Origin of the sequence: Bradyrhizobium sp. SZCCT0153 (assembly GCF_018129995.1) — a bacterium.
GTDB lineage: Bacteria > Pseudomonadota > Alphaproteobacteria > Rhizobiales > Xanthobacteraceae > Bradyrhizobium > Bradyrhizobium japonicum_G.
Map to the genome: position 1 here is coordinate 96603 of NZ_JAFCKS010000009.1, position 16280 is coordinate 112882.

Consider the following 16280-nt stretch of genomic DNA (forward strand, 5'->3'; position numbering starts at 1 on the left):
GTCAGCCAATCACTCACTCGTCGTGCACTGAAACCGAATCCAGAAAGCCCTGGATGTCCCGGTCGCGTCTCAGGCGCACGACCGGGACGTCAGGGCCATATTGGATGCGTTCGGCCTCAATGACTGGCACACGTTCCGTGTCGTAGCGCCAGGCTTCCTTCATCAGTTTCCAGTCGAACTGTTCCGGACACCCCTGGGGCAGATCGGGCCGCGTCGTGTCGCGATCGAGGGCGGAGCGCCAGAGAATGCGCCACTGGCAGAGCCAACGCGGGCGGTCGATGATGACCAGAGTATCGGCGCGGGCGAGGGTGAGATCGAAGGCCAGACCGGAAAAGCTGCCGTCGACGACCCACGCCTCGCCGGCGATCGCCTCGGCGACGCGCGCCCGAAAGCCCGGCTTGTCGGACGGCTTCCAGCCCGGCCGCCAGTAGAGCACGTCGAGATGCACCACGGGCAGCCCGAGCTTGCTCCCGAGATTCCGGGAGAGGCTCGTCTTTCCGCTACCCTGACTGCCTACGACGATGATCCGGCGCATCGCGGCAAGGTTTCACGAAAACCGCCGAGACGATAGATTGGATTTCAACTTGCCGTTCCAGGGGCCGGGTGGCTGTATGTGCGTCGCGTGCAATAGGAGTTCGAATGAGAGTGCTCGTGATCGGCGCAGGGGCGCTCGGAGGCTACTACGGAGCTCGCCTGGTCCGCGCCGGCGGCGATGTGACCTTTCTGGTACGGCTGGGCCGGGCGGAGCAATTGCGGCGGAACGGACTGCAGGTCGTGAGCCCGCATGGCGACTTTGCCGTGCAGCCGAAAGTCATCCTGGCTGACGACCTCAAGGAAGCGTTCGACGTCGTGCTCGTCGGGGTGAAATCCTACTCGCTCGACGATGCGATGGCCCAGTTTGCCCCGGCAGTCGGCGCCGATACGATGGTTCTGCCGATCCTCAACGGTTTGAAGCATATCGATGCTCTGATCGCGCGGTTCGGCGCGAGGTGCGTCCTCGGCGGGCTTGCGAACGTCAGTGCCGGACTCGATGCGGATGGCAGGGTCGTTCAGTTCATGGCCAATCAGACGATTGTGTTCGGCGAGATCAAGGGTTCGTTGAGCGAGCGCGCCCTTGCGCTGGAGGCACTGCTCCATGTCCCCGGCATCGACGTACGCGCCAGCGAAGCGATCATGCAGGACATGTGGGAGAAGTTCGTCCAGCTCAGCACGCTTGCCGGCATCACCTGCCTGATGCGTGCAAGCGTTGGCGACATCCTGGCTGTGCCGAACGGCGAGCAATCTATTTTCCGCCTGTTCGCCGAATGCTGCGCAGTCGCGACGGCTTCCGGTTTTGAGCCGCGCGCTCCGTTCATCGAGTTCGACCGTAAGCTGTTCACGACCCTGGACTCTCCGCTCAAGGCCTCGATGCTGCGCGATATCGAGCGCGGCTCGATCACCGAGGCGGAGCACATCCTCGGCGATATGGCCAACCGGGCCCGTGCGCTGGGCATCGACACGCCGCTGCTGGATCTCGCCCGGGCGCATGTGGCGGCTTATGAGATCGGGCGTCAGAGAGCTGCGGGCTAACCTGCCCCGATCAGCGGGATCGCCTCGTCCCGCTCATACAGATACAGCAGGCACCGCAGCGCTTCGCCACGCTCGCCCTTGAGCTTCGGGTCGTCCTTCAGGACGCGCAGCGCCTCGTCGCGGGCCTGCGTGATGAGCTGGCCGTGCACCTCCGAGCGCGCGATGCGGTAGCCGGGCAGGCCGCTCTGGCGCACGCCAAGCACGTCGCCTTCGCCGCGCAGCTTCAGATCCTCCTCGGCGATGCGGAAGCCGTCGGTGGTCTCGCGGATCACCTTCAGCCGTGCCTTCGACATCTCGCCGAGCGGCTCCGAGTAGAGCAGCAGGCAGGTCGATGCCTCCGAGCCGCGCCCGATGCGGCCGCGCAACTGGTGCAGCTGGGCGAGGCCGAAGCGCTCGGCGTTCTCGATCACCATGATGGTCGCCGCCGGCACGTCGACACCGACCTCGACCACAGTGGTCGCAACCAGCAGCCCGATTTCGTGGGCGGCGAACTGGCCCATCACCCGGTCCTTCTCGGTGCCTTTCATCTGGCCGTGGACGAGGCCGACGCGGTCGCCGAAACGCTTTTGCAGATTTTCGAAGCGCTTGGTCGCATTGGTCAGGTGCTCGGTGCCCTCGGCCTCGGATTCCTCGACCAGCGGGCAGATCCAGTAGACCAGCTTGCCCGATTGAAGCGCTCGGCCGATGCTGTCGGTGACTTCCTCGAGGCGGCTCATCGATATGGTGCGGGTTTCGATCGGCTGGCGGCCGGCAGGTTTTTCACGCAGCTCGGAGATGTCCATGTCGCCGAAATAAGTCAGCACCAGCGTTCGCGGGATCGGCGTGGCGCTCAGCACCAGGACGTCGACCGCTTCGCCTTTCGAGGTCAGCGCGAGCCGTTCGCGCACGCCAAAGCGGTGCTGCTCGTCGACGATCGCGAGCGCGAGATCGTGGAAGATGACGTCGTCCTGGATCAGCGCATGGGTGCCGACGAGCAGGTCGATCTCGCCTTCCGCAAGCTGCGCGAGGATGTCGCGCCGCTCCTTGCCCTTTTCGCGGCCGGTGAGGATCGCGACTCGCATTCCCGCGCGCTCGGCGAGCGGCGCGATGGTCTTGATGTGCTGGCGGGCCAGAATTTCGGTCGGGGCCATCAGCGCCGCCTGCTTGCCGACCTCGGTGACGGCCGCGGCAGCGAGCAGCGCCACCACGGTCTTGCCGGAGCCGACGTCGCCCTGGAGCAGGCGCAGCATGCGCACGGGCTGTTGCAGATCATTGGCGATGGCGGCTGCCGCGTCGCGCTGGGATGACGTCAGCGCATAGGGCAGCGCGTCGATGATCTTGTTGCGGAGATGCCCGTCGCCGGCGTTGCGCACGCCGGCGGGGCGGCGCAGTTGCGCGCGGATCAGGGCGAGCGCCAGTTGTCCTGCCAATAGCTCATCGAAGGCAAGGCGCGACCAGAACGGCTGGTCGGGCAAGATGTCCGTGAGCTCGACCGGCTGATGCACGCGGGTCAGCGCTTCGGTGATCGGCGGGAAATTGCAGCGGCGTAGCACCTCCGGGCTGATCCATTCCGGCAGGGCCGGCAGTTTCTGCAGCGCCTGGGTGACCGCGCGGCGCAGCGACCCGAGCGCGAGGCCCTCGGTCAGCGGGTAGACGGGATCGATCCCGGAGAGTTTCGAGATCGCCTCCTCGTCCAGCACGCGGTCGGGATGCACGATCTGCGGGATGCCGTCATACATCTGGAGCGTGCCCGAGACGTAGCGTTTCTCGCCAACGGGCAGCAGCTTTTCGACATAGCCGGGCTTGGCGCGAAAGAACGTCAGCACGACGTCGCCGGTGTCGTCGCTGGCATAGACGAGATAGGGCGCGCGCGCATTGCGCGGCGGGGGCGGGCGGTGGCGATCGACGGTGACCTCCAGCGTCACCATGGTTCCCTGGGCGGCGTCGCGGATTTTCGGCCGGGCCCGGCGGTCGATGACCTGGCTCGGCAGATGCAGCAACAGGTCGACCAGCCGCGGCGTCTCGCTGCGGCTGAGCAAATATTGCAGCAGCTTGTCCTGCTTCGGACCGACGCCGGGCAGGCTGGTCACGGGGGCGAACAGCGGATTGAGCAGGCTGGGGCGCATTCTTGCAACATTCGTCATGCGCGGGCTCGACCCGCGCGTCCATCTTTTCAATGACGATGGATTGCCGGGTCAAGCCCGGCAATGACGGTCCCCAAACAATTGCAATAACAAAGGGCTGACACGGCTCGCCTGAATGGCTATATCACCCCCCCCGGCACGTCCGGGCTTTCTGCGTTTGACTGGATTTGAGACATGACGGGAACGACACGATCGAGCAACGGGCTGGATGACCGCCGCAAGCGGCTCCTGTTCCGCTGCTGGCACCGCGGCACGCGCGAGATGGACCTGATTCTCGGCCGCTTCGCGGACGCCGAGATCGGCAATTTGTCCGACACCGAGCTGACCGAGCTCGAGACGCTGCTAGAGGTCAACGATCCCGATCTCTATGCCGCCATCACCGGCGACAAGGTGCTGCCGGCTGATGTCACCGGCGCGCTGTTTGCCCGCATCAAGGCGTTTCCGATCGCGGACGGCAACGCATGAAGCAGGGGATGAAATCTCCGGCCGAGCTGCTCACGCCCGGCCGTGCGCTGACGCTTGCCAATGTTGCCGAGGGCGCCGAGGGCCTCATCGTCTCCGATCTGGCACGCGCCATCGCGGCGCGGCCGAAGAAGCCGGCCGTCAGCCTCGCGGTGGTCTGCCGCGACGGCCCGCGGATGCAGCAGCTCGAGCGCGCGCTGCAATTCTTTGCGCCCGATCTGCCGGTGCTGACGTTTCCGGCCTGGGACTGCCAGCCCTATGACCGCGTCTCGCCGCATGGCGGCGTTTTGGCGCAGCGCCTGACGACGCTGGCGCGGCTTGCCTCGCTTACCGGCAGCGACAAGCCACTGATCGTGCTGACCACCGTGAACGCCGTCGTGCAGCGCGTGCCGGCGCGCGAGCTGGTCGCGGCGCAAGCGCTGTCGGTGGCGCCGGGCAACGTCGTGCCGATGGACACCATCATCGCCTGGCTCGAGCACAACGGCTACAACCGCTCCTCCACCGTCCGCGAGCCCGGCGAATACGCCGTGCGCGGCGGCATCCTGGACCTGTTTCCGGCCGGCCTCGAGCAGCCCGTCCGCTTCGACTTCTTCGGCGACAGCCTGGAATCGATCCGCTCCTTCGACGCGGAGACCCAGCGCACGCTGCTCGACATGCGATCGCTGGATCTCGTGCCGATCTCAGAATTCCAGCTCGTCACCGACACTATCCGCCGCTTCCGCATGGGCTATGTCGCCGAGTTCGGCGCGCCCGAGCGCGACGACGCGCTGTACGAGGCCGTCAGCGAGGGGCGCCGCCATCCCGGCATGGAGCATTGGCTGCCGCTGTTCCAGGACCGGATGGATACGCTGTTCGACTATCTGCAAGGCGCGGCCGTCGCGATCGAGCCACAGGCCGAGGACGCCATCCGCGAGCGCTTCAAGCAGATCCTCGACTATTACCAGGCCCGCCACGATGCGATGGAGCATCCGGGCGGCGGCGCCATCTACAAGCCGCTGCCGCCTGACAGGCTCTATCTGACCGAGCAGGAGTGGGGCAGGCGCGAGAGCGAGATGCCCCTGGTGCGGCTGACGCAGTTTTCGGTTCCGGCCGATGGCACGAGCGTCGTCGATGCCGGAGCGCGCAAGGGCCGCGACTTCGCGCCGGAGCGCAACGACACCGCCGCCAACGTATTCGAATCCGTCGTCAGCCACGTGATGGGGCTGCACGCCCAGCGCAAGAAAGTGGTGATCGCGCTCTGGAGCGAAGGCTCGCGCGACCGCATGACCTCGATGCTGCGCGACCACAAGCTGACCCACACCACCAGCGTCAACAGCTGGCGCACGGTGCAGGCGACCCCGCGCAACGAGACCATGCTCGCCGTGCTCGGCCTGGAAAGCGGTTTCGAGACCGACGAGATCGCGCTGATCAGCGAACAGGACATCCTTGGCGACCGCCTGGTCCGGCCGCGCAAGGCGAGCCGCAAGCTCGACAATTTCATCTCGGAGGTGACGAGCCTTGCCGCCGGCGACATCGTGGTCCACGTCGACCACGGCATCGGCCGCTTCATCGGCCTGCAGACGCTCGACGTCGCCGGCGCGCCGCACGACTGCCTCGAGCTGCATTACGCCGCCGAGACCAAGCTGTTCCTGCCGGTCGAGAACATCGAGCTGTTGTCGCGCTACGGCTCCGATCAGACCACGGTCGAGCTCGACCGTCTCGGCGGAAGCGGCTGGCAGACCCGCAAGGCGAAGCTCAAGAACCGCATCCGCGAGATCGCGGGCGAGCTGATCAAGATCGCCGCGGAGCGGCATTTGCACGAGGCGCCGAAGCTTCCGGTGCAGCCGGGCCTTTACGACGAGTTCTGCGCACGCTTCCCCTACGACGAGACCGAGGACCAGCTAGGGGCGATCGAATCCACCCTGAAGGACCTCGAAACGGGCCGTCCCATGGACCGGCTGATCTGCGGCGACGTCGGCTTCGGCAAGACCGAGGTGGCCTTGCGCGCGGCCTTCGCCGTGGCGCTCGAAGGCAAGCAGGTCGCGGTCGTGGTGCCGACCACGCTGCTCGCCCGTCAGCACCACAAGACGTTCAGCGAGCGGTTCAAGGGTTTTCCGGTGCAGGTCGCACAGGCCTCGCGCCTGGTCCCGACCAAGCAGCTCAATCTGGTCAAGAAGGGCCTCACCGACGGTTCGGTCGACATCGTCGTCGGCACCCACGCGCTACTCAGCAAGTCGATCAAGTTCAGGGATCTCGGGCTGCTGATCGTCGACGAGGAGCAGCATTTCGGCGTCAGCCACAAGGAACGGCTGAAGCAACTGCGCGCCGAGGTGCACGTGCTGACGCTGTCGGCAACGCCGATTCCGCGCACGCTCCAATTGGCGCTCACCGGCGTACGCGAACTCTCGATCATCGCCTCGCCGCCGGTCGACCGTCTCGCGGTGCGCACCTTCGTCGCCCCGCACGATCCGCTGATGATCCGCGAGGCGCTGCTGCGCGAGCGCTATCGCGGCGGCCAGGCGTTCTACGTGGTGCCGCGCATCGACGACCTCGCCGAGGTCAAGGATTTCCTCGACAAGAACGTGCCGGAGATGAAGGTCGCGGTCGCGCACGGCCAGATGCCGCCCGCCGTGATCGAGGACATCATGACCGCGTTCTACGACGGCAAGTTCGACATCCTGCTGTCGACCACCATCGTCGAATCCGGCCTCGACATCCCCAACGCCAACACGCTGATCGTGCACCGCGCCGACATGTTCGGCCTTGCCCAGCTCTACCAGCTCCGCGGCCGCGTCGGCCGCTCCAAGCTGCGGGCCTATGCGCTGTTCACGCTGCCGGCGCAGCAGAAGATCACGGCGCAGGCCGAGCGCCGGCTCACCGTGCTGCAATCGCTGGAGACGCTGGGCGCGGGCTTCCAGCTCGCCTCCCATGACCTCGACATCCGCGGCGCCGGCAACATCCTGGGCGAGCAGCAGTCCGGCCACATCAAGGAAGTCGGCTTCGAACTTTACCAGTCGATGCTCGAGGAGGCGATCGTCAACCTCAAGGCCGGCGTGTCCGAGCCCGCCGCCGACCGCTGGTCACCGACGATCACGATCGGCATGCCCGTGCTGATCCCGGAGGACTATGTCGGCGACCTCTCGGTGCGGCTGTCGCTCTACCGGCGGCTCGCCGATCTCGACAGCGAGGAGGAGATCGAGAACTTCGGCGCCGAGATGCGCGACCGTTTCGGCGTGCTGCCGGACGAGGTGCGCTACCTGTTCAAGGTCGCCGCGATCAAGGCGTTCTGCCGCCAGGCCAATGTCGAGAAGATCGATGCCGGTCCGAAGGGCGCCGTCATCGCCTTCCGCGACAGTTCGTTCGCCCATCCCGACCGACTGGTGTCGTTCATCCGCAGCCACGGCCAGGCCGCCAAGGTGCGGCCCGACATGAAGGTGGTGTTCTTCCAGGACTGGGAGACGCCGGAAGAGCGTCTCGCCGGTACCACCGAGATCATGCGCCAACTGGCGCACCTCGCGCAGAGCAAGAAGGCGGCGTAGACGCTATCGCGCCTCCAGGAGCGGCGCAGCGCGAAACGATGCGGCGCTCCTGGATCCGAAAACAACGACTTATGGCTACTTGCGGAATGACCGAGCAGTAGCCATATTCATTCCATCGAGTTTCGGCCGAATGACTTGGCCTCGCCGCTTTCAAGCGCGCCTGACTGACGACCCTCCCTCCAGATCTCGACGACACCGACCGCGCTTCTGAGCGCGGCCAAACGCTTATCTGTCTTAAAGGACGACCCCCATGACGACGGGAACTGTGAAGTGGTTTAACAGCCAAAAGGGTTTCGGCTTCATTCAGCCAGACCAGGGAAGCCAGGATGTGTTCGTTCATATCAGCGCCGTTGAACGCGCCGGCATGAATACCCTCAACGAAGGGCAGAAGGTTTCTTTCGAAATCGTTGCAGACAGCCGAACCGGCAAGTCTGCTGCTGAGGATCTGCGCGCCGCATAGGCTGCCGCAATCGCCATGACGTCGCTTTGACCACGGATGTACTGGCAGAGCTTCTGATTTCTGGACCCGCGACCGTTCATCGGCCGCGGGTTTTTTGCACCGGCTGACGCCCGTCGCAAATGAGAACGCCAATGGTCGCATTTCGCGCAAAGATCCCCATATGGACTCCATGAGCAATTGGCAGAAGTCGACCACGCGACAAGCACCCAAGACCAAGGCTGAGCTCCGGCTCATGCTGACCGAGGCGGTCCGCAATACGCAGCCGGGCCTTGAGCCGGAGCGGCTGTCGAAATCCAGGAAGATCGCGGCCGGGACGGCTCCCGCCAATCCAGCGTCCGGGGGCGCCGCACCGGTTCGCTGAGCCACGAGAAGGACCAGCATGCGCAAGCTTCCCCAGCCCACCGAGCAAGAGCTTAGAGAGGGGCCCCAGGCAGTGTCCTTTCAGATCGCGAATGGGAACGCGCGGCAGAGCTGTATTCTGCAAACCAATTTCCCCACCAAAGTGCAGGCGCAGAGATACCTTCTGGCGAATTGGCCGGCCGTCGAGAAGATGGCGCGCGACGCTCTCGCGACGGGAACCGTTGAGGACGGCCAGGTCAAGCTCGTGATGGTTTGAGCGTTCGAGCTCCGACGGCGGCGTGATCTCAGAAAGAGCCGTCTGTCGACTTGGACAGGTCAGAGTACGCTCGCAGTTCATCGAGGCGAGCTTCGAGGGCCGGCTGGGCCACCGCGAGCGCGTCGCTGCCGGCCGCGAACTGCCTCGGCGGATTGTCCATCCCGGCGATTTTGACTAGGGCATCGCCGAGCCTGGCCGGATCACCTTGCTGGGCGCCGTGGTAGCCTGACCACATGTTTTCTGCGGTGCCTTCCGCGGCGTAGTCTTCGATCGTGCTGCCGGCATATTTGGCGTTGTGAGCATCGAGCAGGTCTGTCCGGAAGAACCCGGGCTCGACTGCGACGATCTTGATGCCGAACGGCTCGACCTCATGGGCCACCGATGCCGACAGGCCTTCGACCGCGAACTTTGCGGCGCTATAGGCCCCGCAATGCTTGAAACCGACGATACCTGCTAGGGAGCTGATGTTGATGATCCGGCCGGATCTCCGCTTGCGCATCACCGGAAGTACCGCGCGCATCATGTACATCACGCCGTAGAAATTGGTCGCGATCAGTCGCTCGATTTCAGCCGTGCTCAACTCCTCGAAATTGCCGAGCAGGCTATAGCCGGCATTGTTGACGAGAACGTCGATGCGGCCGAACGCCTTGATCGCCGCGTCGACAGCGGGCTTGGCCTGGGCCTCGTCGGCGACGTCCAACTGCACGAACGCGAGGTTGTCGCCTGCGACGTCGTTCAGGGCATTGCGGACCTTGTCGAGGTTGCGGCCGGTCGCGACGACGCGATCGCCGGCCTTCAATGCCGCCCTTGCGGTTGCCACACCGATGCCGCTGCCGGCGCCCGTGATGAACCAGACCTTGCTCATGATTACTTCCTGTTCTCGGTGTTGAGAGGGCACTGGCGCCGGGGCTTGGCGGTCAGCCGCTAATTTGCAGGGACTGCGCCGATTTGCTGAAGCAATCCGAGCAGATCGGGCTGGCCTGTTTCTTCGATGATCTGCCCATGCGACAGGCGATAGATGTTCAGGGCCTGGACCGCGATCTTCTTCCCGGTCGATGGGGTGCCGAAGAAGGTGCCGAGGTGAGTCCCTCGCATGGTGAAGCGAGCAGCCACCTTGTCATCTTCGGCAACCATCTCCTCGAGCGTCCATTGAATATCCGGGAAACTTCCGCGCATCATCTGGATGATGGCAAGATAACCCGCCGGCCCTCGCATCGGCTCGCTGCGTCCGGGGACATGGAAGGTCGCATCGGGAGAAATGAGCTCTGCGGCCAGAGTCTGGCTAGCAGTGTTGATGAACTCCGTGAAACGGATCATCACCTTCTTGCTCACGTCTGATGTCATGACGTCATCTCTCTATTCATGGACAATGTGGATATTCGGAAGACGACCGTGGCGGCCGCCGCCTGATCAGGCCAGTTTGAACGGGAGCTGACGCAGCGGCTTGCCGGTCAGCCGTGCGATGGCATTGCCGAACGCCGGTGCCAGGGGCGGCAGGCCAGGCTCGCCGATGCCGGTGGGTGGTTCGACGCTGGGCACGATGTGGACGTTGAATTCGGGCATGTCGGTGATGCGCGCGACGGTGTAGCCATCAAAATTACTCTGTTCGACCACGCCGTCCCTGAGCGTGATCGCCGACCCCGGCAGGCACATCGAGAGGCCAGTGACTGCGGCGCCCTGTACCTGGGCCTCCACGGTGCGTGGGTTCACGGCCAGATTGCAATGCACGCCGGCGGTTACGCGGTGTAGCGCAGGCCGGCCGTCTTTCACCGACGCTTCCACCACATAAGCCACCACGGAATCGAAGGACTCGTGCACGGCCACGCCCCAGGCCCGGCCCGCAGCAAGGTGCGTCTTGCCGTAGCCGCTTCTGTCCACCGCCAGTTGCAGCGCGTCCCTGTGGCGCGGATGCTTGTCGCCGAACAGCCGCATCCGATAGGTGACCGGATCCTGCTGCGTCGCACGGGCGATCTCGTCGAGCAGGGTCTCCATCACGAAGGCGGTGTGGGTGGAGCCCACGCTGCGCCACCACAGCACCGGTACGTTGAGCTTGGGATGATGCACGGTCAGGCGCATCGGCAGCGGGTAGGGGTCGCGCATGCCTTCGGTTGCCGTGCCGTCGATGCCGTTCTTGACCTGGAACTGCTCGAACACGGAGCCGGTGGTGATGGATTGGCCGACAATGACGTGATCCCAGGCCAGTACGTTGCCGCGCTCGTCGAAGCCGATGCGGGCGCGGTGCAGATGCATGGGACGGTAAAAGCCGCCCCGCATGTCATCCTCGCGGCTCCACAGCGTGCGCACCGGCGCATTCAGTCCGGCGGCCCGCGCAGCCTTCGCGATCTCGCAGGCCTCGACCACGGTGTCGCTCGTGCTGGAGAAACGCCGGCCGAAGCCACCGCCGGCCATTTGCACGTTCACAGTCACCTGTTCGGGCTTGAGGTTCAGCACGCGCGCCGCCGCGCCCGCATCCAGCCCGGCACATTGGCTGCCGACCCACAGCTCGGCGCGGCCCTCGGTGAGGGCAACGGTGCAGTTCAACGGCTCCATCGCCGCGTGGGCGAGGTAGGGGAAGACGAACTCGGCTTCCAGTTGCCGGGGCGCTGTGGCGAGCGGCGCCATGTCGGCGTCGAACTTGCGCGGGCCGGGACGGCCGGCCAGCTCGCGGTAGTGGACGAGCTGCCGTTCGCTGTCGACCTTCTCCACCTTCGCGGAGTCCCACTTCAGCTTCAGGGCGTCGCGGCCCTGTGTGGCCTGCCAGTATCCGTCGGCGACCACCGCGACGCCTTCGGCGCCGCCATCCAGCGGCACGCGCAGCACGGCCTTCACGCCATTGACGGCGCGCGCCGCGCTGTCATCGACCGCGGCTAGGCGTGCGCCGAATACTGACGGACGCGCCACGACGGCTGTCAACTGACCGGGCAGGCGCGTATCGATGCCGAAATCCTGTCGCCCGCTGCTCTTGGCCCGCGCATCCAGGCGCGGCGTAGGGCAGCCGATGATGCGGAAATCCTTCGGATCCTTCAGCGTAACCTTCTCAGGTACCGGCCGTGCCATGGCGGCTTCGGCCAGTTCGCCATAACCGAGCTTGCGGCCGCCGGGGCCAAGCACCGTCCCGGCCTGCGTTCGCAGCGTGGCTATATCCACCATCCAGCGCGCCGCGGCAGCTGCGAGCAACATGGCCCGTGCGCGTGCGCCGAGTTCGCGATACTGCGAAAAACTGTTCTTGATCGAATGCGAGCCGCCGGTGAGATGAATGCCGAACAGCGGATCGACATAGGCGGCATCGTTGGTGCCGTGCCGGCTGCGCACCAGGGTCCAGTCGGCGTCGAGCTCTTCGGCCAGGATCATCGGCAGCGCGGTGTGGACGCCCTGTCCGAATTCCAGCCGGTTGATGGTCACGGTGACCTCGCCGTTGCCGGCGATTTGGACGAAGGCCGACGGCTGCTGTGTCGGCTTGAGGGCGCTGGCGGGGTTACCACCAGCGGTCGTCGCGCCCATGGCGACGTGCGGAAATGCGCCGAGCGCCAGCCCGGTGGCCCCGGCGAGTTTCAGGAAGCTGCGGCGCGGCAGCGTCTTCACGGGCTGACCCCGTTCCAGCATGTGCTGGAGCGCGCGCGGTAATTCGCTGTAGTCGATGTTCGGCAGCATGGCGGCTCCTTCAGGCGAGCGTGCGCGCGGCGTCGGCGACGGCGGCGCGGATGCGGACGTAGGTGCCGCAACGGCAGATGTTGCCGGCCATCGCCGCGTCGATGTTGTCGGGGGTCGGTTGCTGTCCGGCGGGCAGGGACTTGATCAAGGCGATGGCGCTCATGATCTGGCCGCTCTGGCAGTAGCCGCACTGCGCCACGTCGTGCTTGACCCAGGCTGCATGCACGGCGGCGCCGACGCGGTCGGTGCCGTCGGTCGCGGCCTCGATGGTGATGATCTTCTTGCCCTCGGCATCCGAGACTGGCGTGATGCAGGAACGGATGGCCTCGCCATCCAGATGCACCGTGCAGGCGCCGCATTGGGCGGCACCGCAGCCGAACTTGGTGCCGGTCAGCCCGATCACGTCGCGCAGCGCCCAGAGCAGGGGCATCGCAGGGTCTGCATCGATCGTGACCTCCCGGTTGTTCACGATAAGCTTCATCAATCCGCTCCTTGCGGCCTGTCGCGCAGGCCGAGTTGGTCAACTAGGCGTGCCGACATTCGGCTACGTTTGGAGCCGTCGGACAGCCACGACGGCGTCGTCTCGACCGGTGCGCTACGGGCCCGCTGACAGCCTGATAAACCTAGATGCGGATTTCGATTAGTCATTATAATCTGCTTAAGCTTATGTATGTGGTGCATGAATGAAGCGAGACGATCTGTATGACCTCGCAGCCTTTGCTGCGGTCGCGGAACAGGGCAGCTTCACCCGTGCGGCGGCCGAGCTCGGCATGTCGCAGTCGGCGTTGAGCCATGCCATGAAGGCGCTGGAGGAGCGGCTCGGGGTGCGGCTGCTGTCGCGGACCACGCGTTCCGTGTCGACGACGGAAGCGGGGGAGACGCTGCTGCGTTCGCTGCGTCCCGCGCTGGACGAAATCTCCTCAGGTGTAGACGCGGTCGGCGCTCTGCGCGGCAAGCCGTCCGGCACCGTCCGCGTCACGGCGACCAAGCACGCGGTCTCGTCCGTCGTGATGCCTGTCCTGCCGCGTTTCCTTGCGTCCCATCCCGATATCCGGGTCGATATGATCGTCGATGACAATCTGATCGACATCGTCGCGGAGCGCATCGACGCCGGCATCCGTTTCGGCGACATCGTCGAGAAGGACATGATCGCCGTCCGCATCGGGCCGGACATCCGTATGGCTGTCGTCGGCGCGCCCTCCTATTTTGCCGACCATCCGGTGCCCAGGACGCCCCGCGAACTCGCCGGCCATCGCTGCATCAACTACCGGCATGTCAGGTCGGGTGGGCTTTACGCCTGGGACTTCGAGGAGAAGGGCCGGCCCCTGGAGGTTCGCGTCGAGGGACCCCTCGTGTTCAACAACGCCGATCTGATTCGAGAGGCAGCATTGGCGGGGCAGGGCATCGCCTATGTCTACGTGGATGAGGTAGCAGCGGACGTCCGCGCCGGGCGGTTGAAGCGGATTCTGGAGAAATGGTGCCCGACCTTCCCCGGCTACTACCTCTATCATCCCAGCCGGCGACAGATGCCTCCGGCGCTGGCTGCGCTGATTGGCGCGCTTCGTGACAAACCGTAAGAGCGCGACACGGACAATTCATAAGCTTGCTCGATAAGTCCATGCGAATTACGCCATCTAATCGCACGGCGGCCCATCTTCTATAACAGGCTGTGAGGGGTGACCACGCCCTGCCGGCGCCCGCGTCCGGGAAGCAACCGCGGCGCACAGGAGATCCTTCATGAAGCTGCAAGCCGCGGTCGTCGCATTGCTTGCGTTGATGGTAATACCATCGGCCCGCACGGAGGAGACTGCCATCATGACCGGATCGAAGTCTGTGCTCTCGTATGAGGATGTTCGGAAGGTTGCCCCGGCGCTGGAGGCCTACACGCAGAACCGTCTCCTCGGCGATGTCTGGAAACGGCCCGGCCTTGCGCCGCGCGACCGCAGCATCGTCATCCTGGCAGCGCTGATCGCGCGCAGTCAGACGATCGAGATGCCGTATCATTTCAATCTTGCGCTCGATAACGGCGTGAAGCCGCGCGAGATATCGGAGATGATCACGCATCTCGCCTTCTACGCCGGCTGGGCCAACGCGATGTCGGCCGTGGCCGTTGCCAAGGACGTCTTCGCGGCCCGAGGCATCGGCGCCGGAGAGCTTCCGGCCGTCACGGTGAAGCCATTGCCACTCGACGAGGCTGCCGAGGCACAGCGTGCAGCGTTCGTCGAGGGCCAGTTCGGCGCATCCTTCCCAGGCGTTGTGCAATACACCACCGACGTGCTGTTTCGTGACCTGTGGCCGCGTCCGGACCTTGCGCCCAGGGACCGTAGTCTCGTCACCATCAGCGCGCTGATCGCCAACGGGCAGATGGCGCAGCTCACGCCGCACCTCAACAGGGCGATGGACAATGGTCTGACCCAGACCGAGGCTTCGGAAGCCATCACGCAACTGGCGTTCTATGTCGGCTGGCCCCACGTCTTTTCGGCGATGCCCGTCGCCAAGGATGTGTTTGCGAAGCGGCCACGTTAGCCGCGTTCGCGCGGCCATTGGCGAGGAGGCTGACTTGAGTATCTCGCAACTTCTTCTGATCGGCGCGTCCGTGCTCACGGCAGCCGTCTCCGGAGTCGCTGCCGGCGCCGGAACGCAGCCGCTCTACGTGCAGGAGGCGGAGATCGAGGTCGATCCCGCGCAGCTTGAATCCTACAAGGCTGCGGTGGCCGAGCAAATCGAGACCGCCACGCGCGTTGAGCCCGGTGTCATCGCACTCTATGCCGTATCCGAAAACGACAATCCCGCACGCGTCAGGGTGTTCGAGATCTACCGGGATCAGGATGCCTACCGGTCTCACCTGGAAACCATCCACTTCAAGACATACAAGGCAACGGTGGAGAAGATGGTCCGGTCGCTCAAGCTGATCCGAACCACGCCCATCGCTTTTGGTGCTTTGCCAAAGTGATTCAGCCCCGGTGGCGGAGCGCCTCCACCAGCAGCGCAAAGGCCGCGGAGGGCTGACGCCGGCTTGGGTAGTAGAGATGGTAGCCGGGATAGGGCGGGCACCAGTCCTCGAGCACCCGCCTGAGGCGGCCCTTGCTGATATGTGGTTGCACCAGGCCCTCCGGCAGATAGGCCAGGCCCAGGCCTGCAAGCGCGGCCTAGAGCATCTGGGTCGTGGTGTTGAAGAACAATTGGCCGTCGACCCGAACCTTGAGCTCCCGCGAGCCCTTTTCGAACTCCCAGGCGTACAATCCGCCGTGGGTCGGCAGGCGCAGATTGATGCAATTGTGCTCGACCAGTTGCGACGGCTTTCTCGGCTCTGACCGGCTCCGGAAATAGGACGACGCCCCGACGACAGCCATGCGCGCGTCGGGGCCGATCCGCACCGCAATCATGTCCCTCGCGACTTGCTCGCCATCCCGCACGCCGGCATCGAAACGCTGCGCGACGATATCCGTCAGGCCGTAGTCGCTGACGATCTCGACCTTGATGTCGGGATACTCACGCAAGAGCTTCGCAAGTTTCGGCAGAAGGACAGCGTCGGTGGCATATTCGGTCGCGGTGATGCGGATCGTACCCGAGGGCCTTTCCCGAAGCTCGGTCAAGGCGGCGAGTTCGGTCTCGATCTCGGCGATGCGTGGACCCACATTGCGCAACAGACGCTCGCCGGCGGCCGTCGGCGACACGCTGCGCGTAGTGCGCGTCAGCAGGCGTAGCTTCAGCCGGGCCTCAAGCTCCTTGATGGTGTAGCTGAGCGCGGACTGTGAAATGCCGAGTTTCGCGGCCGCTCTCGTGAAGCTGCTTTCTCGGGCGACGATCAGGAAGGCCGAGAGGTCGTCGAGATTTCCGCGCTGCATTTATCGATCCTGCTTATAAGCCCATGCCAATTA

15 protein-coding genes and 1 pseudogene are annotated in these 16280 nt (G+C 65.0%); 9 read left to right on the forward strand and 7 right to left on the reverse strand.

Going from position 1 to position 16280, the window contains the following annotated elements; all coding sequences use genetic code 11:
* Positions 1-13: 13 nt before the first annotated feature.
* Positions 14-535, reverse strand: coding sequence for a P-loop NTPase family protein (locus tag JQ572_RS29760; RefSeq protein ID WP_211386391.1), 522 nt, complete (start codon positions 533-535; stop codon positions 14-16).
* Between the two features lie 104 nt (positions 536-639).
* Here JQ572_RS29760 and panE point away from each other — a divergent pair, with 104 nt between their 5' ends.
* Entirely contained in the window at positions 640-1569 is a 930-nt protein-coding gene (gene panE, locus JQ572_RS29765; RefSeq protein WP_211386392.1) for a 2-dehydropantoate 2-reductase, read from the forward strand.
* On the opposite strand, the gene recG is transcribed toward panE, so the two are convergent.
* On the reverse strand, positions 1566-3674 hold the full coding sequence (gene recG / locus JQ572_RS29770; protein WP_211386501.1) for an ATP-dependent DNA helicase RecG: 2109 nt from the start codon (positions 3672-3674) through the stop codon (positions 1566-1568). The genes panE and recG overlap by 4 nt on opposite strands.
* A gap of 192 nt (positions 3675-3866) precedes the next feature.
* Between recG and JQ572_RS29775 the strand changes: the two genes are divergently transcribed.
* The 5 genes from JQ572_RS29775 (at position 3867) to JQ572_RS29795 (ending at position 8748) form a co-directional block, all read left to right on the forward strand.
* Positions 3867-4157 (forward strand): FAD assembly factor SdhE, encoded by a 291-nt coding sequence (locus JQ572_RS29775; protein ID WP_211386393.1) that lies wholly within the window; start codon positions 3867-3869, stop codon positions 4155-4157.
* The gene (mfd, locus tag JQ572_RS29780) at positions 4154-7672 is read left to right on the forward strand and encodes a transcription-repair coupling factor (protein ID WP_211386394.1); all 3519 of its coding nucleotides are present in this window, start codon (positions 4154-4156) and stop codon (positions 7670-7672) included. Before JQ572_RS29775 ends, mfd begins: the two co-directional genes overlap by 4 nt.
* A gap of 250 nt (positions 7673-7922) precedes the next feature.
* A complete protein-coding gene (locus JQ572_RS29785) occupies positions 7923-8132 on the forward strand; it encodes a cold-shock protein (RefSeq protein WP_211386395.1) in 210 nt (69 codons plus the stop codon).
* A gap of 160 nt (positions 8133-8292) precedes the next feature.
* Complete coding sequence (locus JQ572_RS29790) at positions 8293-8493, forward strand: hypothetical protein (protein ID WP_211386396.1); 201 nt, start codon at positions 8293-8295, stop codon at positions 8491-8493.
* 18 nt (positions 8494-8511) lie between these two features.
* The gene (locus tag JQ572_RS29795; RefSeq protein ID WP_211386397.1) at positions 8512-8748 is read left to right on the forward strand and encodes a hypothetical protein; all 237 of its coding nucleotides are present in this window, start codon (positions 8512-8514) and stop codon (positions 8746-8748) included.
* 28 nt (positions 8749-8776) lie between these two features.
* On the opposite strand, the gene JQ572_RS29800 is transcribed toward JQ572_RS29795, so the two are convergent.
* From JQ572_RS29800 to JQ572_RS29815, 4 genes are all read right to left on the reverse strand, one after another.
* A complete protein-coding gene (locus JQ572_RS29800; RefSeq protein WP_211386398.1) occupies positions 8777-9613 on the reverse strand; it encodes an SDR family NAD(P)-dependent oxidoreductase in 837 nt (278 codons plus the stop codon).
* Positions 9614-9672: 59 nt separating this feature from the next.
* A complete protein-coding gene (locus JQ572_RS29805) occupies positions 9673-10092 on the reverse strand; it encodes an ester cyclase (RefSeq protein ID WP_211386399.1) in 420 nt (139 codons plus the stop codon).
* Between the two features lie 66 nt (positions 10093-10158).
* Positions 10159-12399: a xanthine dehydrogenase family protein molybdopterin-binding subunit gene (locus JQ572_RS29810; protein ID WP_211386400.1), complete on the reverse strand. Its 2241-nt coding sequence runs from the start codon at positions 12397-12399 to the stop codon at positions 10159-10161.
* A gap of 10 nt (positions 12400-12409) precedes the next feature.
* A complete protein-coding gene (locus tag JQ572_RS29815; RefSeq protein ID WP_211386401.1) occupies positions 12410-12880 on the reverse strand; it encodes a (2Fe-2S)-binding protein in 471 nt (156 codons plus the stop codon).
* 202 nt (positions 12881-13082) lie between these two features.
* Here JQ572_RS29815 and JQ572_RS29820 point away from each other — a divergent pair, with 202 nt between their 5' ends.
* The 3 genes from JQ572_RS29820 (at position 13083) to JQ572_RS29830 (ending at position 15352) form a co-directional block, all read left to right on the forward strand.
* The gene (locus JQ572_RS29820) at positions 13083-13976 is read left to right on the forward strand and encodes a LysR family transcriptional regulator (protein ID WP_211386402.1); all 894 of its coding nucleotides are present in this window, start codon (positions 13083-13085) and stop codon (positions 13974-13976) included.
* Positions 13977-14136: 160 nt separating this feature from the next.
* A complete protein-coding gene (locus JQ572_RS29825; RefSeq protein WP_211386403.1) occupies positions 14137-14925 on the forward strand; it encodes a carboxymuconolactone decarboxylase family protein in 789 nt (262 codons plus the stop codon).
* Positions 14926-14959: 34 nt separating this feature from the next.
* Positions 14960-15352, forward strand: a complete 393-nt coding sequence (locus JQ572_RS29830; RefSeq protein ID WP_211386404.1) for a putative quinol monooxygenase — start codon at positions 14960-14962, stop codon at positions 15350-15352.
* A gap of 1 nt (position 15353) precedes the next feature.
* On the opposite strand, the pseudogene JQ572_RS29835 reads toward JQ572_RS29830, so the two are convergent.
* Positions 15354-16247 (reverse strand): annotated as a pseudogene (locus JQ572_RS29835) (LysR family transcriptional regulator).
* Between the last annotated feature and the right edge of the window lie 33 nt (positions 16248-16280).

Coding starts and splice junctions, on each gene's coding strand:
- JQ572_RS29760 (WP_211386391.1), bottom strand. CDS start 535: ATGCGCCGGATCATCGTCGTAGGCAGTCAGGGTAGCGGAAAGACGAGC.
- panE (WP_211386392.1), top strand. CDS start 640: ATGAGAGTGCTCGTGATCGGCGCAGGGGCGCTCGGAGGCTACTACGGA.
- recG (WP_211386501.1), bottom strand. CDS start 3,674: ATGCGCCCCAGCCTGCTCAATCCGCTGTTCGCCCCCGTGACCAGCCTG.
- JQ572_RS29775 (WP_211386393.1), top strand. CDS start 3,867: ATGACGGGAACGACACGATCGAGCAACGGGCTGGATGACCGCCGCAAG.
- mfd (WP_211386394.1), top strand. CDS start 4,154: ATGAAGCAGGGGATGAAATCTCCGGCCGAGCTGCTCACGCCCGGCCGT.
- JQ572_RS29785 (WP_211386395.1), top strand. CDS start 7,923: ATGACGACGGGAACTGTGAAGTGGTTTAACAGCCAAAAGGGTTTCGGC.
- JQ572_RS29790 (WP_211386396.1), top strand. CDS start 8,293: ATGGACTCCATGAGCAATTGGCAGAAGTCGACCACGCGACAAGCACCC.
- JQ572_RS29795 (WP_211386397.1), top strand. CDS start 8,512: ATGCGCAAGCTTCCCCAGCCCACCGAGCAAGAGCTTAGAGAGGGGCCC.
- JQ572_RS29800 (WP_211386398.1), bottom strand. CDS start 9,613: ATGAGCAAGGTCTGGTTCATCACGGGCGCCGGCAGCGGCATCGGTGTG.
- JQ572_RS29805 (WP_211386399.1), bottom strand. CDS start 10,092: ATGACATCAGACGTGAGCAAGAAGGTGATGATCCGTTTCACGGAGTTC.
- JQ572_RS29810 (WP_211386400.1), bottom strand. CDS start 12,399: ATGCTGCCGAACATCGACTACAGCGAATTACCGCGCGCGCTCCAGCAC.
- JQ572_RS29815 (WP_211386401.1), bottom strand. CDS start 12,880: ATGAAGCTTATCGTGAACAACCGGGAGGTCACGATCGATGCAGACCCT.
- JQ572_RS29820 (WP_211386402.1), top strand. CDS start 13,083: ATGAAGCGAGACGATCTGTATGACCTCGCAGCCTTTGCTGCGGTCGCG.
- JQ572_RS29825 (WP_211386403.1), top strand. CDS start 14,137: ATGAAGCTGCAAGCCGCGGTCGTCGCATTGCTTGCGTTGATGGTAATA.